The sequence below is a fragment of the Leifsonia sp. Y862 genome, assembly GCF_057669585.1.
On sequence record NZ_JBYHFR010000001.1, the window covers coordinates 1,617,537 to 1,641,870 of the forward strand.

22 protein-coding genes are annotated in these 24,334 nt (G+C 65.4%); 7 read left to right on the top strand and 15 right to left on the bottom strand.

Annotated elements, in window-relative coordinates:
* Nucleotides 1-4 precede the first annotated feature (4 nt).
* From AC25Z0_RS07610 to AC25Z0_RS07630, 5 genes are all read right to left on the bottom strand, one after another.
* Entirely contained in the window at nt 5-2,122 is a 2,118-nt protein-coding gene (locus AC25Z0_RS07610) for an iron ABC transporter permease (protein WP_488132776.1), read from the bottom strand.
* A complete protein-coding gene (locus tag AC25Z0_RS07615) occupies nt 2,119-3,177 on the bottom strand; it encodes an iron-siderophore ABC transporter substrate-binding protein (RefSeq protein WP_488132777.1) in 1,059 nt (352 codons plus the stop codon). The genes AC25Z0_RS07610 and AC25Z0_RS07615 overlap by 4 nt, the downstream gene beginning before the upstream one ends.
* Nucleotides 3,174-4,007, bottom strand: coding sequence for an ABC transporter ATP-binding protein (locus tag AC25Z0_RS07620; RefSeq protein ID WP_488133124.1), 834 nt, complete (start codon nt 4,005-4,007; stop codon nt 3,174-3,176). The genes AC25Z0_RS07615 and AC25Z0_RS07620 overlap by 4 nt, the downstream gene beginning before the upstream one ends.
* 276 nt (nt 4,008-4,283) lie before the next feature.
* Nucleotides 4,284-5,198: a helix-turn-helix domain-containing protein gene (locus AC25Z0_RS07625; RefSeq protein ID WP_488132778.1), complete on the bottom strand. Its 915-nt coding sequence runs from the start codon at nt 5,196-5,198 to the stop codon at nt 4,284-4,286.
* A 65-nt stretch (nt 5,199-5,263) separates the two neighbouring features.
* The gene (locus AC25Z0_RS07630; protein WP_488121374.1) at nt 5,264-5,755 is read right to left on the bottom strand and encodes a carboxymuconolactone decarboxylase family protein; all 492 of its coding nucleotides are present in this window, start codon (nt 5,753-5,755) and stop codon (nt 5,264-5,266) included.
* 48 nt (nt 5,756-5,803) lie between these two features.
* Here AC25Z0_RS07630 and pdxR point away from each other — a divergent pair, with 48 nt between their 5' ends.
* The 3 genes from pdxR to AC25Z0_RS07645 are packed head-to-tail and all read left to right on the top strand — an operon-like array spanning nt 5,804 to nt 8,716.
* Complete coding sequence (gene pdxR / locus AC25Z0_RS07635) at nt 5,804-7,300, top strand: MocR-like pyridoxine biosynthesis transcription factor PdxR (protein ID WP_488132779.1); 1,497 nt, start codon at nt 5,804-5,806, stop codon at nt 7,298-7,300.
* A 35-nt stretch (nt 7,301-7,335) separates the two neighbouring features.
* Nucleotides 7,336-7,809: a MarR family winged helix-turn-helix transcriptional regulator gene (locus AC25Z0_RS07640; RefSeq protein WP_488121372.1), complete on the top strand. Its 474-nt coding sequence runs from the start codon at nt 7,336-7,338 to the stop codon at nt 7,807-7,809.
* Nucleotides 7,781-8,716: a haloalkane dehalogenase gene (locus AC25Z0_RS07645; RefSeq protein WP_488132780.1), complete on the top strand. Its 936-nt coding sequence runs from the start codon at nt 7,781-7,783 to the stop codon at nt 8,714-8,716. The genes AC25Z0_RS07640 and AC25Z0_RS07645 overlap by 29 nt, the downstream gene beginning before the upstream one ends.
* Nucleotides 8,717-8,915: 199 nt before the next feature.
* On the opposite strand, the gene AC25Z0_RS07650 is transcribed toward AC25Z0_RS07645, so the two are convergent.
* Entirely contained in the window at nt 8,916-9,323 is a 408-nt protein-coding gene (locus AC25Z0_RS07650) for a (R)-mandelonitrile lyase (RefSeq protein WP_488121370.1), read from the bottom strand.
* Between the two features lie 122 nt (nt 9,324-9,445).
* Between AC25Z0_RS07650 and AC25Z0_RS07655 the strand changes: the two genes are divergently transcribed.
* Both AC25Z0_RS07655 and AC25Z0_RS07660 read left to right on the top strand, forming a co-directional pair.
* Complete coding sequence (locus tag AC25Z0_RS07655; protein ID WP_488132781.1) at nt 9,446-9,568, top strand: hypothetical protein; 123 nt, start codon at nt 9,446-9,448, stop codon at nt 9,566-9,568.
* Nucleotides 9,569-9,577: 9 nt separating this feature from the next.
* On the top strand, nt 9,578-10,075 hold the full coding sequence (locus AC25Z0_RS07660) for a DUF427 domain-containing protein (protein ID WP_488132782.1): 498 nt from the start codon (nt 9,578-9,580) through the stop codon (nt 10,073-10,075).
* A gap of 10 nt (nt 10,076-10,085) precedes the next feature.
* Here AC25Z0_RS07660 and AC25Z0_RS07665 read toward each other — a convergent pair whose 3' ends face one another.
* The 4 genes from AC25Z0_RS07665 to AC25Z0_RS07680 form a co-directional block, all read right to left on the bottom strand.
* Nucleotides 10,086-11,081: an NADP-dependent oxidoreductase gene (locus AC25Z0_RS07665; RefSeq protein ID WP_488132783.1), complete on the bottom strand. Its 996-nt coding sequence runs from the start codon at nt 11,079-11,081 to the stop codon at nt 10,086-10,088.
* Nucleotides 11,082-11,176: 95 nt separating this feature from the next.
* Complete coding sequence (locus AC25Z0_RS07670) at nt 11,177-11,779, bottom strand: DUF1349 domain-containing protein (protein ID WP_488132784.1); 603 nt, start codon at nt 11,777-11,779, stop codon at nt 11,177-11,179.
* Nucleotides 11,780-11,892: 113 nt separating this feature from the next.
* On the bottom strand, nt 11,893-12,552 hold the full coding sequence (locus AC25Z0_RS07675; RefSeq protein WP_488132785.1) for a DUF2652 domain-containing protein: 660 nt from the start codon (nt 12,550-12,552) through the stop codon (nt 11,893-11,895).
* Nucleotides 12,553-12,657: 105 nt separating this feature from the next.
* Nucleotides 12,658-14,349 carry an MFS transporter gene (locus AC25Z0_RS07680; RefSeq protein ID WP_488132786.1) on the bottom strand — a complete coding sequence of 564 codons (1,692 nt, stop codon included), beginning with the start codon at nt 14,347-14,349 and terminating at the stop codon, nt 12,658-12,660.
* A gap of 144 nt (nt 14,350-14,493) precedes the next feature.
* Here AC25Z0_RS07680 and AC25Z0_RS07685 point away from each other — a divergent pair, with 144 nt between their 5' ends.
* Together AC25Z0_RS07685 and AC25Z0_RS07690 are read left to right on the top strand one after the other, a co-directional pair.
* Nucleotides 14,494-14,937: a MarR family winged helix-turn-helix transcriptional regulator gene (locus AC25Z0_RS07685; RefSeq protein ID WP_488132787.1), complete on the top strand. Its 444-nt coding sequence runs from the start codon at nt 14,494-14,496 to the stop codon at nt 14,935-14,937.
* A gap of 100 nt (nt 14,938-15,037) precedes the next feature.
* The gene (locus AC25Z0_RS07690; RefSeq protein ID WP_488132788.1) at nt 15,038-16,477 is read left to right on the top strand and encodes an MATE family efflux transporter; all 1,440 of its coding nucleotides are present in this window, start codon (nt 15,038-15,040) and stop codon (nt 16,475-16,477) included.
* Nucleotides 16,478-16,606: 129 nt separating this feature from the next.
* Here AC25Z0_RS07690 and AC25Z0_RS07695 read toward each other — a convergent pair whose 3' ends face one another.
* The 5 genes from AC25Z0_RS07695 to AC25Z0_RS07715 are packed head-to-tail and all read right to left on the bottom strand — an operon-like array spanning nt 16,607 to nt 24,328.
* Complete coding sequence (locus tag AC25Z0_RS07695) at nt 16,607-17,206, bottom strand: GDSL-type esterase/lipase family protein (protein ID WP_488132789.1); 600 nt, start codon at nt 17,204-17,206, stop codon at nt 16,607-16,609.
* Complete coding sequence (locus tag AC25Z0_RS07700; protein ID WP_488132790.1) at nt 17,203-18,282, bottom strand: family 43 glycosylhydrolase; 1,080 nt, start codon at nt 18,280-18,282, stop codon at nt 17,203-17,205. The genes AC25Z0_RS07695 and AC25Z0_RS07700 overlap by 4 nt, the downstream gene beginning before the upstream one ends.
* The gene (locus AC25Z0_RS07705; protein WP_488132791.1) at nt 18,279-19,520 is read right to left on the bottom strand and encodes a glycoside hydrolase family 1 protein; all 1,242 of its coding nucleotides are present in this window, start codon (nt 19,518-19,520) and stop codon (nt 18,279-18,281) included. Before AC25Z0_RS07705 ends, AC25Z0_RS07700 begins: the two co-directional genes overlap by 4 nt.
* Before the next feature lie 3 nt (nt 19,521-19,523).
* The gene (locus AC25Z0_RS07710) at nt 19,524-22,049 is read right to left on the bottom strand and encodes an alpha-L-rhamnosidase (RefSeq protein WP_488132792.1); all 2,526 of its coding nucleotides are present in this window, start codon (nt 22,047-22,049) and stop codon (nt 19,524-19,526) included.
* A 2-nt stretch (nt 22,050-22,051) separates the two neighbouring features.
* Nucleotides 22,052-24,328, bottom strand: a complete 2,277-nt coding sequence (locus AC25Z0_RS07715; protein ID WP_488121357.1) for a glycoside hydrolase family 3 N-terminal domain-containing protein — start codon at nt 24,326-24,328, stop codon at nt 22,052-22,054.
* Nucleotides 24,329-24,334: the final 6 nt, after the last annotated feature.

Sequence of the window (24,334 nt, forward strand, 5' to 3'; positions counted from 1 at the left end):
GCGCCTATTCGCGAGCCCGGCGAAGCAACCAGACGAAGTACGGCGCGCCAATCAGGGCGATCATCAGCCCGGCCGGAATCTGGGCCGGCGCGATGAGCGTGCGGCCGAGCGTGTCCGCGACGCACACCAGGAGCGCGCCGAGCAGCATCGAGAGTGGGATGAGCCGGCCGTGTCTGGCGCCAACCATGGCACGGGCCAGGTGCGGGGCGACGAGGCCGACGAAACCGACAGCACCGATCGCGACAACGCTGAGCGCCGCGAGCACCGCTGCGATCCCGAGCAGGGTGAGACGCGTCCGTTCAAGGCGCACGCCGAGGATGCGTGGGGTGTCCTCGTCGATGGCGAGCAGGTCCAGCTGGCGGCGCATCCCGAGCAGCAGCGGAACAGCGATGACCATGGCCACTGCCACCGGCAGCACATCGGGAAGGGTGCGCCCATAGGTCGTGCCGGAGAGCCACGTCAGAATGCGCGGCGTGTTCCACGGGTCGGCGCGGAGCAACAGGAAGGTCGTGAGGGCGCTCAGGCCGTATCCGCAGCCGATGCCGATGAGCACGAACCGGTCGGGTAGGAGACCACCCCGCCACGCGAGCAGGGCGATCAGTGCGAAGGTGGCCAGGCCCATCACAACCGCCATGATGATGAGCAGTGGGCGCCCGCCGCCCATGGACGTCACGACGCTCACCGCCCCGAGACCGGCGCCGGCTGAGATTCCGAGCACTCCCGGTTCGGCCAAAGGGTTCCGCACAGTGCCCTGCACGACGCATCCAGCCAGCGCAAGTGCAGCACCGGCGAGCACGGCTGCGGCGACACGCGGGGTGCGCTCGTCAAGCGCCCTACCGATCAGGTCGGGAGCGGCGCCCTGCAACCAGAGCCCGATGTCGCCTGTGCGCAGCCAGAGGCTCCCCGCCAGCAAGCCGACCACGATCGCGACGAGCAGCAGTGCGGCAGCGAGGGCCAGGGCAATGAGGAACCGGCGACGCGAATGGATGCCGACCCGCGCCTGCGGCGGCTGTTTGATCGGTCCAGAATCACGGATGCGTCGCGCCAGGATGACGATCACCACCGCCCCAAGCAAGGCGGTTGGCACACCCGTGGGAATCGAGGCGGCTCCCTCCGCGCCGAGGATCGCACGCAGTGTGGCGTCTGCGAGCAAAATCAGCAGCGCGCCAAGCAACCCGGAAACGGGGACGAACAACAAGTGCCGGTGAAGCGCACGAACCCGAGTGGCGATCAGGCGGGCCAGCACGGGCGCGCCGAGCCCGACGAAGGCGATCGGCCCGGCCAGTGTCACCGAGATGCTGGTGAGCACGACGGCGCAGATCACCGCCAGGATGCGAGTCGAGCGGATCGGCACGCCAAGGGATGACGCGGCGTCGTCGCCGAGACCGAGCACATCGAGCCGCCGGCAGAGCAGCAGCGCCCCACACAGTACGACGATGATGACCGGAGCCGCACGCACAGACGCGTCAATGTTCAGCTGGGCAAGCGAACCGCTCCCCCAGGCGAACAGGCCAGTCGTGTTCTCCTTGAACAGGATGAGCAGCATCGCGGTCGCGGCGTCCAACGCCATCGCCGTGGCCGAACCGGCCAAGATCAGCCGCGTCGTTCCGCTCCCCGCTCCGCGCCCGACGAGACCCAGCACGAGCGCTGCCGCAACCACGCCACCCACGAAGGCGACACCGCTCGATGCCCACAGCGGCACAGCGAGTCCCAGCGCGGCGACGAGCGTGAGCGCGAAGTACGACCCTGCCGTGACGGCGAGGGTGTCAGGCGAGGAGAGGACGTTCCTCGTAATGGACTGCAGCAGTGCTCCGGCAACGCCGAGCGCAAAGCCCACTCCAATTCCGGCCAGCAGGCGCGGCAGGCGAGAGCCGGTCACCACGTCGCTGACCGGTACACCATTCACGTTTTCCGTCGCCCCGGCGAAGAGACGCCGCAGCTCCCCCAGCCCTACACCGGAGGTGCCCTGCGTCAGGTGCCAGATCCCGACCAGGGCGATGGCGACGAGCAGGACGGCCAGCACGGCAGCCCCGCTCGCACCTTTTCGGAAGCTGATGTCATCTACCGGTTGCCCAGCGGATGCGACGCGACTCCCCGTGTTCAACCCTTCAGGCGTGATCAACCCTTCAGAAGGGCATCGACGTATGCGTCGATCGCCTGCTGGCACGAGAGCGGTCCGCCGGCACCCCAGACGCCTGCAGGGAATGCATAGGCGCGTTCCTCCTGCACGGCAGGAAGTGCCGTCCAGATGGGGCTCTTCTCCAGTTCGGTGACGTAGCTGCCTTCTTCTTCGTCGTTGGAGTAGAACAGGTTCGCAGTGCCGACGGCCGTGAGTCCTTCAATGTCGGTCTGTCCGAGCCCGTATGCCGGGTCAACTCCGCCGCTGCCGTACGCCGCATCAATCTCGTCGGTCCAGGCCGTCATCATCCCGAGCTCTTCGCCGAGCGCGGTGAACAAGGCGCCCTTGCCGTACGGGCGGATGGTGACGTTGCCGCCCTCGATCCAGCCGTCAAAGAAGAGGAACTCGGAGGTCGGCAGAGCTGCGGCCACGACCTGTTCCTTCGCGTCCGCGAGGTACGCGTCGAACTCCTGCAGCACCTGGTCGGCGCGCTCAGTGCGACCGGTCGCCTCGCCGATCATCTGGAAGACGGTCTTCATGTTTCCGATGGGGTCTGCGCCATCGGCGCCGAGGGTGGCGAGCACGGGTACGCCGCGCTTCTCCAGCTGGGTGATGAGCTCATCGTCTGCGCTGAACGCCTCCACGATGATGAGGTCGGGGTTCGTGGCGTAGAGCGTGTCGAGGTCGGGCTCGCCTCGCGTGCCAATGTCGGTCACGCCGTCGGGAATCGTCTCCGCGCTCACATACGTGCTGTACCCCTCAGAGTCCGAGACGGCGACGGGGCTGACACACAGCGTGAGTGCATCCTCGATCTGCTGCCACTCAAGAACCGCGATGCGCTCCGCTGGCTTGTCGAGCTCCACCTGGCGACCGACGCCATCCGTGAAGGAGACCGGGCCCGTCGAGGTCGTCGTCGTGTCTGCGGCGCAGCTCTCCGACGTCGGCGAGGCCACACCATCGCTTGCCGCGTCAACGGTCGTGGTGCCGCAGCCCGTGAGGGCGAGCGACGCAATAGCGAGCGTCGCAGCGATAGGCGCGAAAGTACGGACGCGGATCATGAAAGGTCCTCTCGAGTGGTGCTGGGAGACGGAGCAGAAACTCCGTGTGAACGCCGGGCAGGATGCCGCCCGACGGGGTCGATACGGAGGCGATTGGTGCGGTGGTCAACGCTGACCTCGACACGGATGTCGTAAACCTCGTGGATGTTCTTCGCGGTGAGGACGTCGATGGGGTCCCCCGCGGCGTGAATGCGACCGGAGGCCATCATGAGCAGGCTGTCCGCGACACGAGCGGCTTGATCGAGGTCGTGCAGCACGATCCCGACCGCGACGCCGTGCTCTTCGGCGAGATCGCGCACCAGGTCGAGCGTCTCGATCTGGTACCGCAGATCCAGGTGATTCGTGGGTTCATCCAGCAGCACGACGCCGGTTTCTTGCGCAACGCAGGCGGCGAGCCACACTCGCTGCACTTCTCCGCCAGAGAGCTCGCCGACGGAACGGCTGGCCATGTCCAGCACCCCGGTGGCGCTCATCGCGTGGTCGATCGCCCGGCGATCGTGGGCGGAGAGCCCCGCGAATCCACGCCGGTGCGGATGGCGTCCGAGTGCAACGACCTCGCTCACCGTCAGGCCCTGCGGTGCAGGCCGTGACTGCGAGAACAGGGTGACCTCCCTGGCGAACTGACGCGCAGTGAGCAACGACGTCGAACGCTCGTCTTGCCCGTGGCTCCCCCCGAGCGTCACGTGCCCTGTGTCAAGCGGATGCAGCCGGGCAAGCGAACGCAGCAACGTGGACTTACCGCTGCCGTTCGGTCCCACCAGCGCGGTCACACGTCCGGGCTCGAGCGCTATCGAGACGCCGTGAACGACCGCGGCCTTGCCGTACCGCATCACGAGCTTCTCGCCTCGCAGCGCGGTCGCCGGCACTACGTTCCGCGACAGAGGTCTGTGCGATTCGCGCGGATCAGCGTCCGGGGCGTGTGTCGTGAGCATGGGGAACCTGGGTGACAGTGAGGAAGTGGAAACGGGCGTGGCACACGCCGAGCGGGCAAGCCACACCGCCAGATTCTCTGAATCCGAGCCCGGCCGCACGCGACACGCGCGAAGTTAGGACTGCCTTGCCTTAGTTAGTATATTGGCCGCGTCACAAGGCCAGCAATCACGATTTTAGGACTCGTGATACGGCATTTCGGACACCTCGGGCGCCTGCTGCTGCGTGTGCTGCCGAGCCGGCTGCTGGGCCTGCGCTCCCGTGAAATTGCCGGGCGTAGTGCCCATGACTCTCCGAAATGCGGCGATGAACGTGCTGGGCTGCGCGTAGCCGAGCATTTCGGAGGTGTCGTGCACATCGCATCCGCTCGCGAGCAGTGTCAGCGCCTGGTGAACGCGCAGCACCCGCCGCCACTGCACGAACGACAGCCCGGTGGAGCGGCGGAACGCACGCGTGATCGTGCGGTCGCTCTGCCCCAGAAGCTCTGCCCACTCCTCCAGGGTGCGATTGTTAGCTGGGTCCGCCAGCAGTGCCTCAGCAATCGCGTCGATCCTGGCGTCGCCGGGCAGTTGGAGTGCGAGCTGTCGCTCAGACGGCTCCAGCACGTCGAACACCACCAATTCGGCTCGCGCTCTCGCCTTCGCGTCGAGATCGGTGCGGGCCAGATGCGTCAGCAACGACTCCAGCAGCGGAGTCATCGCAATGGCTGTCGGACCGTCGAACGCGAGTGGAGTGCGATCAGGGGCAAAGAAGGCATCGGAGAACTCGACCATCGCCGTCAGCCGGCCGGCGTGCACCTGCCCAGCTGGCAACCACAGACCGTGCCCCTCAGAGACGGTGAAGATGCGATCATCCACGCGCGCCGTCAGCGTACCGCCGCGCACCCACACCAACTCGTGCATCGGATGCGAGTGAGGCTCCCACTCCATCGGCGCCCCTGGCACTTCGGACTCGGCGATGATGACGAACGACTCCGGCGTGTTCCCCGGCAGCATCGCGGCCTGACGCATCACCGTGCTCGGCTCGCGCCGCCAGGCTCCGATGCCGACACCGATACCGATACCGACATCATCACGCACTGACAGGGCCATGCCACGAGTGTACGGGAGCCGTGCGCGCGGCCGACCCTGGTGCTCAGTCGCTGCTCAGTCGCCGCTCAGTCGCCGTCGCGAGCGGGAGTCCAGCACCGCGTCGTGACGCCGATGCCGTTCCAGAGGTTGATCGTGAGGATGAGGGCCACGAGAGCGGCGGTCTCCTCTGCGCTGAACACGTCACGCGCGTCGGCAACAATGTGTTCGGGAACGTGGGTCTCTGAGAGCCGGGTGACCGACTCGGTGAGCTGCAGGGCGGCGCGCTCCCTGGCGGTGAACAGCGCCGAATCAGGCCAGATCACGACGGCGTGGAGACGCTGCTGGGTCACGCCTTCCTTCGCTGCTGCCTTGCTGTGCATGTCGACGCAGTATGCGCACCCGTTGATTTGCGAAGCGCGCAGGCGTACCAGCTCGCGCAGCGACGGCTCGATGCCTGCGCGATCCAATTCGGTCACGCAGGCATCGTCGAGATCACTGACGGCGCGTGAGAACGCGGGCGCGAGCGCGTCAAAGTCCAGGCGTTGAAGGATGGGAACGAACATTGCTGATGTGGTCATAGCACCCGACACTACGAGTTGATTGGCCAGGTGATAAGGTCCGATTCTATGAGCGAATTGTGGGCCATTTCGGGCACGGACCTCCATATCGCTGTCGCATCGACCGGCAGAGTCCGATCATTGGAAACGGAGTTGCGGGCGGCAATCCACGACGGGCGACTCATGGCAGGAACTCGGCTGCCGGCAACGCGCACGCTCGCACTCGACCTGGGCATCGCGCGCAACAGCGTCGCCGGTGTGTATGCGCAGCTGGTTGCCGAGGGGTGGCTGGAGTCTCGAGTGGGTGCTGGCACCTGGGTAACGTCCCGCCCGACATCCGCTGACGCGCCTGAGCCGCCTGCCATGGCGAAAGTGCCTGAACTGGATCTGCGCGGCGGCATCCCCGACGCATCGTCCTTCCCGCGCGCGGAATGGGCGACGGCCTCTCGCCGCGCGCTGAACTCCGTCGCCGCCGACGAGCTCGGATATCCCCCGGTGCAGGGAGTGCGCTCTTTTCGCGACCCTCTGGCCGACTACCTCGCCAGGACGCGGGGAGCCATCGTGAGCCCGGAGACGGTTGTCGTGACCCGTGGATTTGGGGACCTTCTCGCCCTCACCGGCCGCGCGCTCGTGGCACGCGGAGCACACTCGATCGCCGTTGAGGAGTATGGCCACGAAACGCACCGTGCGATCCTGGCCGCCGCCGGCCTGCAGGTCGTCCCCGTTTCCGTCGACGAGCACGGACTTGTCGTGTCCGACCTCGAGGCTCTCGGGGTTGACGCCGTGCTGCTGACCGCTGCCCACCAGTTTCCGACCGGCGTCCCCCTCTCGCCGCAGCGGAGAGTCGAGGTCGTGCGCTGGGCCGAAACGGGACATCGCCTCATCATCGAGGACGATTATGACGGCGAGTTCCGCTATGACAGACGCAGCATCGGCGCGCTTCAGGCTTTAGCGCCCGAACACGTGCTCTATGCCGGAACAGCGAGTAAGAGTCTCGCGCCGGCCCTCGGCCTCGCCTGGGGCGTGGCACCCAACTGGCTGCTGCCGCGACTCATCGAGCAACGCCGGCTCCTCGGCGGCGGCGCCGACGCAGTCACCCAGTTCGCACTGGCCGAATTCATGACCAGCCACCACTACGACAGGCATCTGAGACGCCTGCGTGCGCTGTACAAGGCGCGTCGCGAGGCAGTGGATGAGGCGATCGGGATGCTCGCCCCAGGTGCACACGTCACGGGCCTGTCCGCCGGACTGCACTGCCTCGTTGAACTCCCGAGTGGGATCAACGAAGAACAGGTCTCCGCAGAAGCCTCGGCCAGGGGCCTCCGCCTGGAGGGCCTGGCAACGTACCTGCCGGCGGAACGGCACAACACTCGACGTCCCGCCATGGTCATCGGATACGGCGCACCGCGACAGCACCGGTATCACGACGCGCTCACGACGGCGGCCGAGGCGATTCGAGCCGCATCGGCATCCGTTTCGTCATCCGGTTCAGCATCCGGTTCAGCATCCGGTTCAGCATCCGGTTCGTCCTCACAACCTGGTGAGTCGCACAATCCGAGAATTTAGTATCCAAAGACTTTATGTCTATGTACACTATCTCCATGGATGACCGACACTATGCGCCGACTCCCGGCTACCTGCTCTGGAAAGTGGCGGGAAAGTGGCGAGTCGCCGTTGACCGTGCGCTTGAGCCACAAGGGCTCACTCACGCCCAGTACATCGTGCTCTCGACCCTCTACGGGATGCAGGGCGGCACCAGCAGCGACGATCCTCGTCCCAACCAGCGCGAGTTGGCCGATCGCGCTGGGCTCGAGGCGCTCTACCTCTCCAGGCTCGTGCGGTCGCTTGAGGCCAACGCCCTGGTCGAACGCACCCGCGATCACGAAGACGCGCGCACTGTTCGTATTGCACTCACCGACAGCGGTCGTGCTGTCGCGCGCCCGGCGATGGCGGCCGTTGAAGAACTCGTTGACCAGCTGATGGCGCCACTCGGCGGACGAAAGAGCGATCGGTCCCTCGCATTCACGAACGACCTCATTGCCCTGCTTGACACCCCACTCAGCGATCCGCACTGACCGAACTCACGCGAAGGACCTGACGATGCCAGAGATATCCATACTCGACTCCACCATCCACTATCAGGAATCTGGCGAGGGAGTGCCTGTGGTCTTCCTCCACGGCAACCCGAGTTCGTCGTACATGTGGCGCGACATCCTTCCCCATGTCGGTGCGGGCCGGCTCCTCGCACCCGACCTGATCGGTATGGGTCGTTCCGGCAAGCCGAATATCTCATACCGCTTCGACGATCAGGCACGTTATCTGGATGCGTGGTTCGATGCTCTCGAGCTGGACAGAGTCGTGCTCGTCGGACATGACTGGGGAGGCGCCCTCGCCATGGACTGGGCTCGCCGGCATCCGGATCGCGTGCTCGGCATCGCGTTCTTTGAGAGCGTGATCAAGCCAATCGACGGAAGCGACGTCTCGGAGCAGTCGCGGGCGCGCACCGCCCTGATCCGCACACCAGGAGCCGGCGAAGACCTGATACTCGACCACGACACCTTTGTGCGCCAGGCGTTCACGGGCGGGGTGCTCACCCCGGTCGCTGACGACGTGCTGCAGCGATATCTCATGCCCTACCGCACCCGAGAGAGCCGACGTCCACTGCTCGCGTGGGCACGACTGCTGCCCATCGATGGTGAACCGAGCGACGTTGTGGAGCGAATCCGGGCGTACGACGAGTGGCTGGCGTCCAGCGCCTCCGTTCCGAAGCTCTTGATCACCTTCGAGGGTTCACCAACCCTGCTCATCACTCCACGTGTTGCCGAATGGTGCGAGGCAACGATCTCGCATCTGGAGACGGAGCACTGCGGCACTGCCGGCCACCATGCGGGCGAAGACCGTGCCCGCGAGATCGCAGCGGCTGTCTCAGCCTGGATGGACCGCAACGAACTGCGTGCCGCTGCGTTCGCAGCACACCGATAACGGCCCGACTCGGCCACTCGCAACAGGATCGACAGGCAATACAACCGGGCTGACAGGCAATAGCAGTGGCGCCGCTGCGCGACATGGTGAAATGCACAAGTGCCCATTTCGGCCCGCAGCCGAGTCTGGGCTAAATAGCGACCGCCACCTAATAGACACTCGCTGGCGCTCGCTCCTCAATCAACGGGGGCTCGCGCTCCTACTTCGTCGGGTACTCGGTGTCGCTGAGCTTGGCGCCCCACACGGTTTCCGGCTCACTGCTGTCGAGTGGTGCTTCCCAGAGGGCGAGATGGCACATGAAGTTGTCGGCGGTCGCGCCGTGCCAGTGCCACTCCCCGGCGGGCGTGAAGACGGTGTCCCCCGGGTGCAGTTCGATCAGCTCCTCGCCGCGTGATTGCACGTAGCCCAACCCTTCGGTGACGTGCAGCGTCTGGCCGACCGCGTGCTTGTGCCAGGCCGTATGCGCGCCGGGAGTGAATCGCACCAGGTTGAGCCGGGCGTGAGACGGTTCCTGGCCGGCGTAGTAGGAGTTGAAGTAGACGTCGCCGGTGAACCAGTCCTCTGGTCCCTTGACCGTGGGCGTTACGGGTTGCTTCTGCGTGCTCATGTTGATGCTCCTTCTCCGGCGAGCGCCGGGTTGGGTTGGACTGCCGAGTGCGGGCGCGCTCAGCGGGAACGATTCAGACAATCGACACCGCAAGACCGAGACCAAGAAGCACGCTACCCGCGGTGAGCGCAGCTGACATCTACTCGGTCATCTGGGTTGCGGCCGGGGCATCCGCTGTACCGGCGGCTCGGCGAGCTGAACCAGACTGGATCAAGATCAGGCTGAAATCCAGCCGCGCGACTTAGCCTGATGTCATGAATCCCACGCGTCAGCAGCATCGTCGGATCGAGCCAGGACCTGGCGAGGAATCAGTTTGGGACTACCCAAGACCGCCGCGCGTCGAACGGGTGAACCAGCGGGTCACGATCGATGTCGATGGGCAGCGCATTGTCGACACCAGCGACGTTGTGCGCGTGCTCGAGACGAGCCATCCGCCGGTCTATTACCTGCCGCGGAGCGCGTTCGCGCCGGGCGTGCTGCAGCCGGCACCGGGGCGAACCTTCTGCGAGTTCAAGGGCGAGGCGCACTATCTCTCTGTGGGAAGCGCCGTCGGCGCGGCGTGGTTCTATCCGAAGCCGACACCGGGGTACGAGCAGCTCATCGACCGAGTCGCGGTGTACCCGGGCGCTATGGAACGCTGCACGGTGGACGGGGAAACAGTCACGGCCCAGGAGGGTGACTTCTACGGTGGCTGGATCACCTCACGGATCGTTGGCCCGTTCAAAGGTGGATCCGGAACGTGGGGCTGGTGAATCGCCACGCTCAAGGATTGCTGACAACGACCTTGCCGCGGATGCCGCCCTTGTCCAGTTCCTGAAATGCCTGGATCGTCTGTTCGAACGGGAGAACCCGCCCGAGGATGGGGCGCAGTGCGCCGCTGTCGACGAGGGAAGTGATCTGGCGCAACTGCTCGCCACTGGCGTGCATGAACATGAACTCGTAGACCACGCCCAGCTTCCTGGCTCGGCGACGGACGCCAGCGCTCAAGCCAGTGATCGCCAGACGAAGCATCGGGTTCAGCCCGAGCTCACGGGCGAAGGCCGGGTCGGGAGGTCCGGAAATCCCGATCACCTTGCCGCCGGGCCGCAGTACCCGCAGAGACTTCTCCAGGTTCTCGCCGCCGAGACTGTCCAGCACCAGGTCATATCCGCTCAGCAGCTGTTCGAAGTCCTGGCTGCGGTAGTCGATGACGATGTCGGCGCCGAGCTCGCGCACGAAGTCCGCGTTGGCAGAACTCACCGTTGTGGCCACGGTCGCGCCGAGGTGCTTGGCGAGCTGGATGGCGATCGATCCCACACCGCCGGCGCCAGCGTGGATGAGTACCTTCTGCCCGGCCTGCACCTTGCCGCGTACGACGAAGGCTTGCCACGCGGTGAGCGCCACCAGAGGCAACGCGCCGGCCTCCTCCATGCTGAGCGACCGGGGTTTGAGCGCCGCGTCGGCTTCAGCGATGGCGATGCGCTCCGCAAGCGTGCCGATGCGGTCCTTGTTGGGCCGGGCGTAAACCTCGTCGCCGGGTGTGAACCCGCGCACGAGAGCGCCGACGCGGATGACGGTTCCGGCGACGTCGTGGCCAAGGATCAGTGGCAACGTGTACGGCAGGATCTGCTTGAATTCGCCCGCCCGGATCTTCTCGTCGAGCTGGTTGAGGCCGGCGGCGTGCACCTGCACGAGCACGTCCCGCTCCCCCACCGTGGGCTCTGGGACGTCAACTTCCTGCAGCGGCCCTTTGTAGCGTGTGACGACAAAGGCTCTCATAGCTTTTCCTTCTCCGGTACCCGTTCCCCTGCATCCACACTACGTCGACCACGTGGGCCTGCGCCGCGCAGGAGTCGCCCCGTACCGCCCGGGAGCTAACTACCGTCGCGGAAGTCCGCCGCGATCTCCTCTGACAGGGTGATGTGGTCAAACGTGGCAACACATCGATCGCCGAACGGCGCCTGGGAGAGGAATCCCACTGAGAAGGGCGTGTCGGTGTCGAGTCTGAACAGCCGAACGAAGCGCCAGGTGTTCCCGTCGGCTGAGTCGTGGAACGCCCATCCGCTTCCCGTCCGAGTCACCCGCAGGTAGGCGGAATTGGCTGACACAACGGATGAGTTGCAGTCGTCGGAGTATCCGTTGGTGACGACGCTGACGATCATCCGCTCGCCCTGTGGGGAGTATTCGAAGCACAGCTTGGCCCAGTGGTCGGCGTCCGCCCAGATGGCGAGGGCACCGGCATCGAACGTCGTCCGTTCGTGATCGATGGTCACGCGTGCGGAGAGGGCGAACTGGGCTGGCGCATCGAACGCGAGCGCTGTTGCCCGATGCTGTCCTTCGCCACCCAAGGCGTCATTCGACCAGTCAACGCCCGCGGCGGCCGTGAGCTCGAGTGCACCTCGTTCGGCATCGACAGCGGCAATTCCAGTTTCGCCCGTCCAGTGCAGGGGCGGCAGCGCGGGATGAAAAGTGTTCACCGCGCGATAGTACCGGGACCTAGCCGTTTGGCCTCGGCAACCGCGCTGGCGTGTGTGCGGTCGCTGCCGTGTGCGGAATCGCTGCCGTGTGCGGAATCGCTGCCGTGTGCGGGCTACTGCGGGGACGCAACGCGACGAGAACGTCGCAGGCCGAGCATGTACGGCATGCCAAGTCCCGCTGTCGCGAACGTTCGACCGAGGCGTCCACGCCAGGACGGCGCAGGCAGCGGAGGGAGCAACCCCTCGAGGTCCACCACGTCGACGAAGTACGCGCGCACGGTTCCGATTCCCTCGAGCTCCGGCGAGATCTCGTGCACGGATTCGGGCAGCACACGCTCACCGGCGTTGTAGAGCTCATCGGACAGCAGCACGTACTCGGGTATCGTCACCGGGTTCTTCAGCATTCGATGCACATGGATGACGTCGATCCCGACGAGCTTGTGCCGCTGCCGAATGGTCTGTCTGGCCACATCGCCGACGTGTGCCACGAACTTCAACGTCAGGTTGCCCGCTTCTTTGCAGCCTCCGCACGGGCAGAGGTTCGTCGCCACGTTCTGGCGTTCACGGTGGAACGCCCGGTGCATGGCGACGGCAACCTGCAGGATCTCCGTGACGGTGGTGTTCGGCTCTCGATGATCAGCCCGATGCGAGAGGAAGGCTGCGTCGCCTTCGATCTCGATGAGGTCGAAGCCGGGCGCCGCGTCGATCATCTTGTCGAGCATCCGTGCGGTGTTGACCTGGGCGTGCGCGAGACTCAGCCGATGGGAACTCATGTAGTCGGTGTAACCACCGATATCTGCGATTAGCAGAACAGCCCGCCCAGACTCCATTCCCTAGGCATACCACTAGAACCCGGGTTGCTCAAGCGTGGAGGTTGCTCACGGTGACGACGGCAATTCTCCAGTCGGGTCTGTGGGTTCGTAGCGATCCAGCATGTCGGTGACGGATGCCGCGGCGTGCTGAGCGCTTGGCGTGTACCCGAGGACGACAGGGATGAACCGGTCAGAGTCCAGCGCCTGCAGCCGGAGATCGCTTCTGGCCACCACGGTGGCCGTTCGGCGCGTGCGGCGAAGTAAGGCGATTTCGCCGAATCCTTCGCCGGGGCCAAGCGTTGCAACGACCCGTCCGTCGCCCACCACCTCGACCTCGCCAGACTCGATCAGGTAGTACCGGTCGCCGAGGTCGCCCTGCGTGAACACCACGTGGCCTGCGGGCAGAGTGACGGGTTCGAGGCCGCGGGCAAGCCGCTCGACCGCGGGTAGCGGCAAGGTGCGGAACATGGGGATCCGTTGGAGCAGGCCAGCCTCCAGGTCACGGACACCCACCGATCTGTCGAGACTTCGCAACCGCCGCCACGATGCCACTGCGAAGACCGGGCACACCAGCCCGATCATCACGAGAGCAGCCTGAATCCCGAACCACTCCACCAGCGCTGACGCCGCGATAGCGCCGAGTCCGATGCACACTGTGACCAGACTCTCCAGCACTCCGAAGACGCGTGCCAGCACCTCGTCAGGAGCCATCCTGCCGATCAGCGTGAACCCCGCGACGTCGATCAGCGCGTTGCCGACTCCGACGAATGCCAGCAGTGCCAGCGCCGCCGACTGCTGCGGAACGACGCCGATCAGGGCGATCGGCAATCCCCACAGGCCGACCCCCACGGCAAACCACGCGCCCAGTCGACCAGTTCCCACCAGGAGTGATGCCGCGAGCGACCCCAGAACCGCGCCCACCCCGACCGCGGCCATCAGGGCGCCGACGCCGGGCTCACCGGTGCCGAGCAGCTCGATTGCAACCACCACGGAGAGCACGGTGAGCGCGCCCCTGGTGAGGGACTGCACTGCGGCGAGACTGAGGATGAGCGTCAGTCCACGATTGTGCGTGACCGCACGCACGCCATCCGCTGCCTCCCTCATCAAGTTGGGGCGACGCGGTGCTGGCGGGCGCGGTGGAGCGTCGTATGTGAGTCGCATCAAGAGGGCGGCAGACCAGAACGAGGCGGCTGCTGCGACCGCGAACACGACCCCAACGCCGGTGAACTGGAGCAGCACCGCGGCCAGCAGCGGGCCAACGAGTGTGGCTGCGGAGTCGAGCAGCCCCCGCACCACATTGGCGCTGGCGAGCTCATACCCGGTACGGCACAGCGACGGAAGGAGCGCGGAGTGCGCAGGGCGGTAGAGCGTGGCTGCGATCGTTGACAACACGGCGAGCGCGTAGATCACCATCGCTGGCCCCGCCATCAACGCGACCACAGCAGCGGCAGCTGTCGCGACTCCACGCACGGTGGACACCAGGATGAGCACGCGCTCTCGGCGTCCCCTGTCGGCGATGGCCGACAGCAGTGGGGCGAGGAGTGCGGAGGGCAGCATCCGGAGAAGGCCCACCAGGCCGAGAGCTGTCGCGCCGCCGTCTCGGTATGCAACAATTCCGAGCGCCACGGTGAATGCCCACTCTGCGGTCCAGGCGCCGAGAAAACTGAGCTGGGCCCGGCGAAGGTTGGGGTTGCGTGCGTTGCTCGTGAAGGCAGCGGCGGCCTGGCTGAGCCTGCTCCGGTGCCCGTCAACTCCCATGGGGTGATTCAACTCTAAAAAGGAGGTTCCCGCGAGAGCCGCGTCGACTTCCAGCTGCGCTGAGAGACGCGTTGCGGTGGATGAGGTACCGCTGTTCTGCGAGATGTGTTGACAGTTAGATATCTAATGGTTAGAGTTCTAACCATGGACGCACAGGAGACACCCCTCACGAGCACCCTCGACCAGCTCCGCTGGATCGGGTGGGCGCAGCGGAAGGTTGGCGAAGACTGGATCCGCGAGCGCGAACTCACCCATGAGCAGGGCTTCGTGCTCGGCTATCTTGCCCAGAACCCGGGTGCGATCCAGCGCGACATCGCGCAGATGACCCGAACCAGCGCGGCGAGCGTCTCGAGCCTCCTGCAGGGGCTTGAGCGCCGCGGCCTCGTCGAGCGCCGAACGGATGGCAGCGACGTGCGCAGCAAACGTGTCTATGCGACACCGGCCGGCATTGAGCTCATCTCTGGGTTCGACGCTGCGATGGCCGGCATCGAACAAACCCTCCTCGCCCCGTTGAACCAGACCGAGCGGGACACCCTCCACGCTCTCCTCACGAAGATCACCGCGGAACTGCCGCAACCGACCCGCTAGCCGGGAACGCGCGGGCACTCCCCGCATCCAGAACATCATTTCTCTCGCCGTGCCGGCGTCCGTCGGCGCGCGCTCGAGCCTGCCTAAAAAGGGAGCAGTCATGAGCATCACGAATTCAGAATCCCCGGTGGTTGCCGACGCGGTCGGCACCAACCGCTGGTATCTCTCCACCGCGCCGATCGCCCGCGCTCTCGTACACCTCTGTGTGCCGATGGCCGCCGCAATGATAGTCGGCGCCGTCTATAACGTCATCAATGGTGGCTTCATCGGCTCGCTCCACGACACCGCACTGCTCGCCGCCATCATGTTCGGTACGCCTGTGCTCGCCCTCGTTATGGCGGTGGGTGGCGTATTCGGAGTCGGCGGCGGCACCCTCATCTCGCGAATACTTGGCGCAGCGGAGCATGATCCCGCGAAGGCGAACGAGATCAAGCACGTCTCGTCATTCGCTGTCTGGGGCGCGGTTATCACCGGAGCTGTGTTCAGCGGCGTTGGATTGCTCGCACTGCACCCGCTCGTGTCGTTGCTCGGAGCGGATGCCGCTGCCGTGCCGGCAACGAGCGCCTACGTGGCCGTCATGCTCGCCTTCGTTCCCGTGCTCGCAGCAGCATTCTGTCTCGAGCAGATCGTGCGCGCAGAGGGCGCCGCGCGCCAGGTGATGATTGGGCTCATCGCATCCACTATCGCGAATATCGTCTTCGACATTCTCTTCATCCTCGTGTTGCGGTGGGGAGTTGCCGGTGCTGCGCTGGCAATGGGCCTGTCGAACCTCGTCGTCATTGTCTACTTCGCCATCTGGTTGCATCGGCACAGCGAGCACGTGAGCCTCGCGCCACGCTGGTTCACGCTCTCGCCCACCGTGCTGAAGCCCGTTTTCGGCGTCGGCATCAGCGAGTTGCTCCAGTCCGCCTTCATGATCCTCACCACACTGGTGCTCAACAACCTCGCTGTCGCGTACGGCGATGGTCCACTCGCTGCAATGGGCATCGCGGTCCGCATCGCTCAGGTGCCGGAGTTTCTCGTGATGGGCGTCACGATCGGGATCCTGCCGCTGCTCGCCTACTCGTACGGCAAAGGAGACCGGAGTCGTCTCAGGTCGGCGCTGCGCGCATCCGTCTTCACAGTGGGCGGCATCGTCCTGATCTTTTCGACCACGGCATTCGTCTTCCGCGAGCAGTTGTTCTCGGCTTTCGTGGCCGATCGGTTGGTTCTCGCGATCGGGGTCACGATCCTCACGGCGCAACTCGTGGCCATGATCGCGAACGGATTCACGGGCATCATCACGTCGCTGTTCCAGGCCACGGGGCGTGCGCTTGCTGCCACCGTGATGTCGGTGACGCATGGTGTGCTGTTCATCCCGGTCGTGCTCCTCGGCAACCTGTGGTTCGGGCTGCCCGGCATCATCTGGTCGCTGACCATCACCGAAGGCGCCGTGCTCGTCGCCGGAATCGTGATGTGGCTCGCGTCCCGTCGCGCGATCGACCGCGGTCTCGCCGAGGGCAGCCAGGAGCGCGCCGAAGTGGTGCTCACCGCGGCCTGATTCCGGCCGCGGCGAGCACCTCAGTCGATCAGATACAAGCTCGCCGACGGCATCCGCTGGATTATGCGTGACTCGCCCTGACGAAGGAGGCGCTCCAGCTTTCTGCGGAGCCAATGGTGGGGGCGTTTGTCATGAGTTCTCTCCACCGTTTGCGACGAGGGGCCTCAAGACCTCAACCCACGCTCGATAGCCAGCACCATTGAGATGCAGGCCGTCACGGGTGAAGTCCTGCCGGAGTTCACCTTTGACATCCTCAAAAGTGGGAGTGAGGTCGAGGTAGCTCGCTCCATATTCGTTCGCCAACGACTCGGCGTTCTGGTTGAGTTGCGCGATGCGCTGGCCATACTTCTTGACGTTCTTGCGCGGCAACACGCTCTGGATGTACAGCTGGGCGCCGCTTGCGGCGATCGCTGCGACGATGGCCCGCTGGTTAGCGAGCACGGTGTCCATCGGTCGGCGGAAGGCGAGATCGTTGGTTCCGATCAGGAGGAAGACCTGAGACGGCCGCGCAATCGCGGAGTCCAGTCTCTCCAGCACGCCATCGGTGGTGTCGCCACCGATTCCCCGGTTGACGACCGGTAGACCGGGAAACCACTCGTGCCACGCACCGCCCTCTGTGATGCTGTCACCGAGGAAGACAATCTCCCCGCCGCTCAGTGACAGCTCGTCGAAGAGCGATGCTTTCATCCGTCGCTGCGGGTCCATGAACCGGCGCTCGATGAAGCTCACGCGTAGTCCTCGATCCGCCACTCGTCGAGCCAGTCGATCCGCGGAACGTCGCCGTCGAAGCTGATGGGAAGCCAGACGTAGTCGGCGATAGCCGTGTTCTCCCCAGAGCCCGCCGCCATCACCGCGGCCATGTCCACTGCGTCATCCGCTGATGAAACCCGGTCGGGAAGCGCTTCTCCCCGCGCCCTCGCCGCGACGCTCTCGTACACGTTCGGCATCGAATCCGGCAGCTGCGGCAACCAGCGGTCAGCGAGCGCGATGTACAGGTCCTGCTTGAGCGGATGCTTGAACACACTGCTGATCTGCGAGCGGAACGAGGTGCGGGTGGAGTCATCAGGATGCGCGTCGCCGAGCACCGTCCATGGACCGTGGTAGTCGGGCGCACTCGCGAATTCGGAGAAATTCGGGAAATAGCCGGTCGACCCTGAGGTCACCAGGTAGTGCGTGCCGCCCCGCTCGAAGTGGGCCGGCGCCTCCCGGGTGAACGGCGGGCAGGGGTGCGGGAAGTGGCTGGAGTAGATGCCCGTGACGTCGGTGTAGTCATCGGTGAGGTCGGCGACGATGAGGTCGGTGTGCACTTTCTCGAAGTAGTAGTACGCCTTCTTCGTCTGCGGGTCGACGACGAGGTCGAAGTCGCCAGCACTCATGCCCAGCGGGGTCAGACCCGTGCGCACAATCTCATAGGGGCCGAGCAGCGAATCTGCGACGAGCACGGTCGAGGCCTGAGTGTCGTGCGAGCCCTCCCCCATCACCTTGAGCCAGCAGACGTACTTTCCGGTCGCGTCGTTGAAGATGATGTGCGGGCGGTCCATCTTCTGGGCTGGGTGCAGCGGCGATGACGGGTCGTCAAGCACCGGCGGGATGATCAGCCCGAGGTCCTGCCAGTTGTACAGGTCGGTCGACGAGTAAGCGCGCACGCCCCAGTGCCAGTTGCCGCTGCCGGGCGTCGTGTTTTCCTTGTTCTCGCCGTACCAGTAGTACGTACCGTTTTCGGCATGCAGCGAGCCGCCGTGGGCGTGGATGCGGTTGCCGTCGGTGTCGAGCCAGGGCTGCCCTGGCCTAATCGAGTCATTCACAGGATGTCTGCTCCATTGCTCTGTGCGATGTCGCCCAGCCAGTAGGCGCTGGGCTTGGGGGTTCGGGCGAACGTGGTGCGATCCACGGCGACGAGCCCGAACGTGACATCGAAGCCGTGCACCCACTCGAAGTTGTCGATGAAGGTCCAGTGCAGGTAGCCGCGCACGTCGATCCCGTCAGCGATCGCGTGCGCCAGGCCCGCGAGTGCCACGGCCGTGTGGTCGATGCGGCGCTGGTCGTCGGCGGTGGCGATGCCGTTCTCCGTCACGATGATCGGGATGCCACTCGTGACGGCTGCCGCCCGGCGAACGGCAATCTCGAGAGCGTCGGGGCGATATGCCCAGCCGGTCTGCGTCAGCTCAGCGCCCTCTGGGGCTCCTTCGAGCCCATTGGGGCCGACGAGCTGGCTCGTGTAGGACTGCACCCCGACCCAGTCGTCGTCGCGGGATGCCTCAAGATAGGTGTCTTCCCACACTCGTTCGTAGTACTCCAGCTTGTCTTCGTACCCGTCGCGGGCGACGAGGCTCTGAATGGCGATGGTCCAGCCCACCTTGACAGAGGTCTTCGAGCGCAGGATGCTGCGGGCGCGCTCGTGCGCGAGCACCATCGTGCGGGCCGCGTCGTCCTTAGGCTCCGGCATCGAGAACGAGTTGATACCGGCGTCGCCGTTCACCGGCGACATCGCTTCGCGCATCCGCTCAAGCACGGCAGCCGGATCGGGATACTGCAGCGGTGTCGACATCTGATACATCACGGCGAACATGTTGGGCTCGTTGATCGTGGCCACCCACGTCACCCCGTCGAGGATTGCGGTCACCGCATCGACATACTCACCGAAGCGATCGACGGCCTCTGGCGAGCTCCAGCCGCCCTCTTTCACGAACCACAGCGGGCTGGAGAAGTGATGAAGGGTGACGACGGGCTCGATGCCCTGCGCGAGGCAGTACTCAATGATGCGCCGGTAGTGTGCCAGCTCTGCGGCGGAGAAGTTGCCGCGGGTGGGCTCGATCCTCGCCCACTCGATGCCAAACCGGAACGAGTTGAGGCCGAGCGACTTCAGCAGGTCGATGTCGTCTTTCCAACGGTGGTAGAAATCGACCGCGTCGCCGCTGCGCTCGACAAACGACGAGCCGGGCAGCTGTTCGAGTGCCCACATATCGCTGTTGACGTTATTGCCCTCGTTCTGGTGCGGCGCGCAGGACGCACCCCAGAGGAAGCCATCCGGAAATACGGCCATGTGTTAGTCCTTTCGGATCGCGAGCGCCGCGCGCAGATCACGGTCGAGTTCCGCCCCCGCCCCCGGCAGCCGTCCGACGACGGCGCTGAGTGGCAATGCGGCCAGGTGAGAGCCGGCGGCTTCGAGCGGCACCCCCGGGAAATATGTCCTGAAGACGGTAAGAACTGCAGGCCAGACGTCCGGATCCCCTGAGATGTCTTTCATCAGGGTGTCCATCGTGAAGACGATCACTTCGCCGTAACCGGCCGGCGCTGGATAACTCCAGGAATGCGTGCCAGCCCCCACGTCTTCGCGCGCCCCGTCTGGGTGCAGCGGCAGCACGACCGTGGCTTCCGCGCCGTCTGGCACCGTCACGTCGAGGTGCATCTGGCCGGCGTCGACGCGCCACGACACCGCGGCGCGGCCGAACGGCGTGATGTGTGCCGTTCGAGCGGAGGTCAGGCCGCCGCCCGGTTGCGGTGCAACGAGCATCCGTCGCCAGCCGGCCTCGGCGCGAGACAGGCCACCGACGACGCGGTGCAGCCAGCTCGCGACCGCGCCCAGGGCGTAGTGGTTGAGCGAGGTCATGCCCGTCGCGTTGAGGGTGCCGTCGGGCAGCACTGAGTCCCAGCGCTCCCAGACGGTGGTTGCCCCCATCGTCACGGGATACAGGAATGACGGGCATCCCTCTTCCAGCAGCAGCTTGTACGCGACGTCGAGGTGGCCTGTCGAGCTGAGGGCGTCGGTGACAAGCGGCGTTCCGGCAAAACCCGTCGAGATCGTGAAGTGCGCCGCTTCGACGATCTCGGCAAGGCGCTGGCCGGCCTTGGCACGCTGGGCGTCGTCGAGGATGTCGAACATGATCGTGAGGGCATAGGCCGTCGCCGATTCGTTCACGACGCGGCCAGACTCACTGACGAACTCGCGCCGGAAGGCGGCGCGAACCCGCTCGTGAAGCAGGGCGAAATGTGCCGCGTCATCGAGCTCACCCAGCAATCCAGCTGCCTGCGCGAGCTCGTTCGTGGTCTTGCAGAGGTAGGCGCTGGCAACGAGGTAGCGATCGGTCTTGCCCCCAGCAGGGTTGTCTGCGGGGGCATCCGGATCAAGCCAGTCGCCGAACTGAAAGCCGCTGCTCCACAGCCCATCCGCGTCGAGGAGCCCTTCGACCTGCCGCATGAACAACGTCATCGAGACATAGCTGGCGCGCAGGATGTCGAGATCGCCGTACTCCTCGTAGAGAGCAAACGGCACGCTGATCGCAGCGTCACTCCAGACCGCCGTCGGCGACGACGGGGTGGGCAGCACGTCGGGAACCGACCAGGGCACCGTGCCGGACGCCAGCTGTTCGGCAGCGAGATCCTTCAACCAGGAGCCCAGCATGCCGCGCACGTCGTAGAGGTACGTTGCCGTCGGGGTGAATGCGTTGAGGTCGCCGGTCCAGCCGAGGCGCTCGTCGCGCTGGGCGCAGTCGGTGGGCAGCCCAACGAAGTTGCCGCGCATCGACCAGAGCGTGTTCTCGTGCAATTTGTTCACGAGGTCATTGGACGTCTCGAACCACCCGGTGCGCTCCATGTCGCTGTGCACGACGATCGCACGCAGGGCATCGGGCGCAAGTTCGCCTGGCCAGCCGTCGACCTGCACGTAGCGGAAGCCGTGGAAGGTGAATCCCGGCTCCCAGGTCTCCGTTGCCTCACCCGCCGGGCCGCAGCCTCGCAGCGTGTACCGGTCGGTCGCCTCAGCGGAGCGGTTCGACTCGCGTTCCAGCTCGCCGCCGGGAGTGAGTATCTCTGCGTGGCGCAGCGTCACCGTCTGGCCGGCTTCTCCCGAGACGGTGAGCCGCACCCAGCCCGTGAGCACCTGGCCGAAGTCAACGATGGTCGCACCGGACGGGCTCGTTGTGATCGCGGCCGGTGACAGTTCTTCGATCCGCCGGATCGATGGTGCAGGGTTCACCTCGAGTGTGTCGAGATCCCACGCGAACGGATGCGCGGGCGCCCACTCCCCTGGCTCGATGCGCGCGTCATACGTCTCACCCGGGTAGATGCCGTTTGCGCGAACGGGCCCCGATCCCACCAGGAACTGCTCGTCCGCGCCAATCACGCCCGTGCCAATGACGTCGGTGCGATCGTCGTACTCAAGCTCAAGCTGCATGAACAGCGCCGGGCGGTCGGTGTAGTTGTGGCGCCGGTTCTCCCACGTGAGAGCACCCGCGGCCCAGCCCTCACCGACGACCGCGTCGAAAGTGTTCTGGCCGATCGCAATGTCGTCGGTCACGTCATACGTTGAGACCATCACGCGGTGCGTGTACGACGTCCACCCAGGGGCCAGCACCTCGTCGCCGACACGCCTCCCGTTCAGGTATGGCTCGACGATACCGAGCGCCGTGACGTGGAGGGTCGCACGCCGCACCGTCGCAGCGACGTCGAACTCACGACGGAAGTACGCGGCCGGATCGCCGTCGTTGCTCGGCTGGCTGGCACTGATGAACGATCCGAGCCACGGTGACACGATGATTCCTTTCGACGAACCGATGGTGTTCTCGGGCCGCATTTTCAACCCTTCTGAATGGTGAGTGCGCCGGCAAGATCGGCAGCCGACGTGCCGCCGATCCACAGGTCGATGGTCGTCGGATCCTGCAGCCAGGATCGCGTCGCCGCACTCCAGTAGCGGAGTTGATCTGGCCCCAGCTTGAAGGTGACCGTGCGGGTCTCGCCGGCTGACAGGGTGATGCGTTCGAACCCCTTCAGCTCACGCACGGGGCGTGACGACGTGCCGAACCGCTGGTGGATGTAGAGCTGCACGACCTCATCTGCCTCACGGTCGGAGGCATTGGTGACGTCGACGGATACCGTTGTTGATTCGCCCACCATGATGGCGTCTGATGCAAGGCGAAGGTTGTCGTACTCGAACGATGCGTAGCTGAGGCCATGACCGAACGGGTAGAGCGGGGTCGACTCCTCGTCCCAGTAGCGCTCGCCCTGCTGCTCGGGTTGGAAGGTACGCAGGTGCGAATAGATCATCGGCACCTGGCCGACGTGGCGCGGCCAGGTGAAGGGCAGCCGACCGGCCGGCGACACGTCGCCGAAGAGCAGCGCCGCAACCGCGTCGCCGCCGCGGGTGCCCGGGTACCAGACCTGCAGGATCGACGGGACGTGCCCGTCTGGCCAGCGCAGGTCGAGCGGGCGCCCTGACATCACGAGCACCACGACCGGTGTGCCGGTCGCGACGATGCGCTGCAGCTGCTCGAGTTGCCGGCCAGGCAGCTCGAGGCTGGAGCGTGACGCGTTCTCCCCGATCTGGTTCTGCCGCTCGCCCACGACCACCACAGCCACGTCAGCGGATGCCGCGAGCGTCACGGCCGCGGCAATCTCGGCGTCGTCGTCATAGTCAGCGGGAGTGTTCACGACGGTCGGATCCTGACGGTCAAACATCGACGCGAAGAGTCGCGCCGGAATCCCGGCCCCCGGCGCGTGGTCGATCCGAATGCCCTCACCGACTCGAGCGCGAATGCCCTCCGTGATGCTGACGGTCTCCTCCGTGTTGTGGCCGAATACCCAGGGCCCGAGGGTGTCTCGCTTACTGTCCGCCAACTGACCGATCACCGCGATCGAGCCGAGCCCGACCGGACTGAGGGGCAGCGTGCCATCGTTCTTCAACAGCACTGCCGTGCGCTCGGCGGTCACCCGCGCCAGATCACGGTGCGCGGGGTCGTCGAGCACGGGAGCCGACGCATCCTCGCTCACATAGGGGTTTTCAAACAGGCCGAGCTCGAATTTCGCAGTCAGCACGCGACGCACCGCCGTGTCGATGGTCTCCTCGTCGACCATGCCCTCTCGGACAGCATCGGGGATGGTTGCGTATGCCGGATCGAACATGCACATCTCCATGTCGAGGCCTGAGGACACCGCACGAGCTGCCGCATCCATCGGCGAGGCAGCGAAGTGCTGGGTCTCGAGAGATTTCACAGCGTTGGCATCGGACACGACAAAGCCCTCGAAACCGAGTTCATCTCGAAGCACATCGCCCAGCAGCCAGGAGTTGCCGCTCGCCGGCACCCCGTTGAGGTCCATATAGGCACTCATGATGTTGGCTGCCCCTGCGTCGATTGCCGCTTGGAATGGCGGCAAGTACACATTGCGCAACTCCGAGTCAGACACTTCCGCGTCGTCATAATCACGACCGCCCCGTGCTGCCCCGTAGCCGGCGAAGTGCTTTGGTCCTGCAAACACCCGCTCGGCACCAAGGTCGCCCTGGAAACCTCGAACATGTGCCGCTGCGACGACGGAACCCAGATACGGGTCCTCGCCTGCGCCCTCAATGATGCGGCCCCAGCGGGGATCGCGAGCAATGTCGACCATGGGCGCGAACGTCCAGTGGATTCCCACCGCTCGTGCTTCCCTGGCGGCGACCGACTGTGCTGCCTCGATCGCCGCCGGGTCCCAGGACGCCGCCTGCGCAATAGGCACAGGGAAGATGGTGCGAAGCCCATGGATAACGTCGAACCCGAAAATCAGCGGGATGCCGTGGGCCGTGCCATCGACCGCCATTTTCTGAAGACGGTTGGCCTGCGCTGCTTTCATGACGAACAGCACCGAGCCCGCTCCCCCCGCACTGATGGCGGCTTCGACCATCTGTGGCTGCCGGACGAATGCCTGCTGCTCCGGCGGCAGCGAGGCAACGTCGAGATCGGCCGGAACCTCGCCCAACCCACCGAAGTAGAAGTACTGGCTCAACTGGCCGGCCTTTTCCTGCAGTGAGAGCCGTGAGAGAAGATCGCTTACTCGGGCCTCAACGGGGAGAGAGGCATCACGATAGGGGAGGTTAGTCATGTTGAT

Excerpts from the sequence above, each read along its gene's own strand:
- AC25Z0_RS07615 (WP_488132777.1), bottom strand. The coding sequence starts at position 3,177 with ATGATCCGCGTCCGTACTTTCGCGCCTATCGCTGCGACGCTCGCTATT.
- AC25Z0_RS07620 (WP_488133124.1), bottom strand. The coding sequence starts at position 4,007 with ATGCGGTACGGCAAGGCCGCGGTCGTTCACGGCGTCTCGATAGCGCTC.
- AC25Z0_RS07625 (WP_488132778.1), bottom strand. The coding sequence starts at position 5,198 with ATGGCCCTGTCAGTGCGTGATGATGTCGGTATCGGTATCGGTGTCGGC.
- AC25Z0_RS07630 (WP_488121374.1), bottom strand. The coding sequence starts at position 5,755 with ATGACCACATCAGCAATGTTCGTTCCCATCCTTCAACGCCTGGACTTT.
- pdxR (WP_488132779.1), top strand. The coding sequence starts at position 5,804 with ATGAGCGAATTGTGGGCCATTTCGGGCACGGACCTCCATATCGCTGTC.
- AC25Z0_RS07640 (WP_488121372.1), top strand. The coding sequence starts at position 7,336 with ATGGATGACCGACACTATGCGCCGACTCCCGGCTACCTGCTCTGGAAA.
- AC25Z0_RS07650 (WP_488121370.1), bottom strand. The coding sequence starts at position 9,323 with ATGAGCACGCAGAAGCAACCCGTAACGCCCACGGTCAAGGGACCAGAG.
- AC25Z0_RS07660 (WP_488132782.1), top strand. The coding sequence starts at position 9,578 with ATGAATCCCACGCGTCAGCAGCATCGTCGGATCGAGCCAGGACCTGGC.
- AC25Z0_RS07665 (WP_488132783.1), bottom strand. The coding sequence starts at position 11,081 with ATGAGAGCCTTTGTCGTCACACGCTACAAAGGGCCGCTGCAGGAAGTT.
- AC25Z0_RS07675 (WP_488132785.1), bottom strand. The coding sequence starts at position 12,552 with ATGAGTTCCCATCGGCTGAGTCTCGCGCACGCCCAGGTCAACACCGCA.
- AC25Z0_RS07680 (WP_488132786.1), bottom strand. The coding sequence starts at position 14,349 with ATGGGAGTTGACGGGCACCGGAGCAGGCTCAGCCAGGCCGCCGCTGCC.
- AC25Z0_RS07685 (WP_488132787.1), top strand. The coding sequence starts at position 14,494 with ATGGACGCACAGGAGACACCCCTCACGAGCACCCTCGACCAGCTCCGC.
- AC25Z0_RS07690 (WP_488132788.1), top strand. The coding sequence starts at position 15,038 with ATGAGCATCACGAATTCAGAATCCCCGGTGGTTGCCGACGCGGTCGGC.
- AC25Z0_RS07705 (WP_488132791.1), bottom strand. The coding sequence starts at position 19,520 with ATGGCCGTATTTCCGGATGGCTTCCTCTGGGGTGCGTCCTGCGCGCCG.
- AC25Z0_RS07710 (WP_488132792.1), bottom strand. The coding sequence starts at position 22,049 with ATGCGGCCCGAGAACACCATCGGTTCGTCGAAAGGAATCATCGTGTCA.
- AC25Z0_RS07715 (WP_488121357.1), bottom strand. The coding sequence starts at position 24,328 with ATGACTAACCTCCCCTATCGTGATGCCTCTCTCCCCGTTGAGGCCCGA.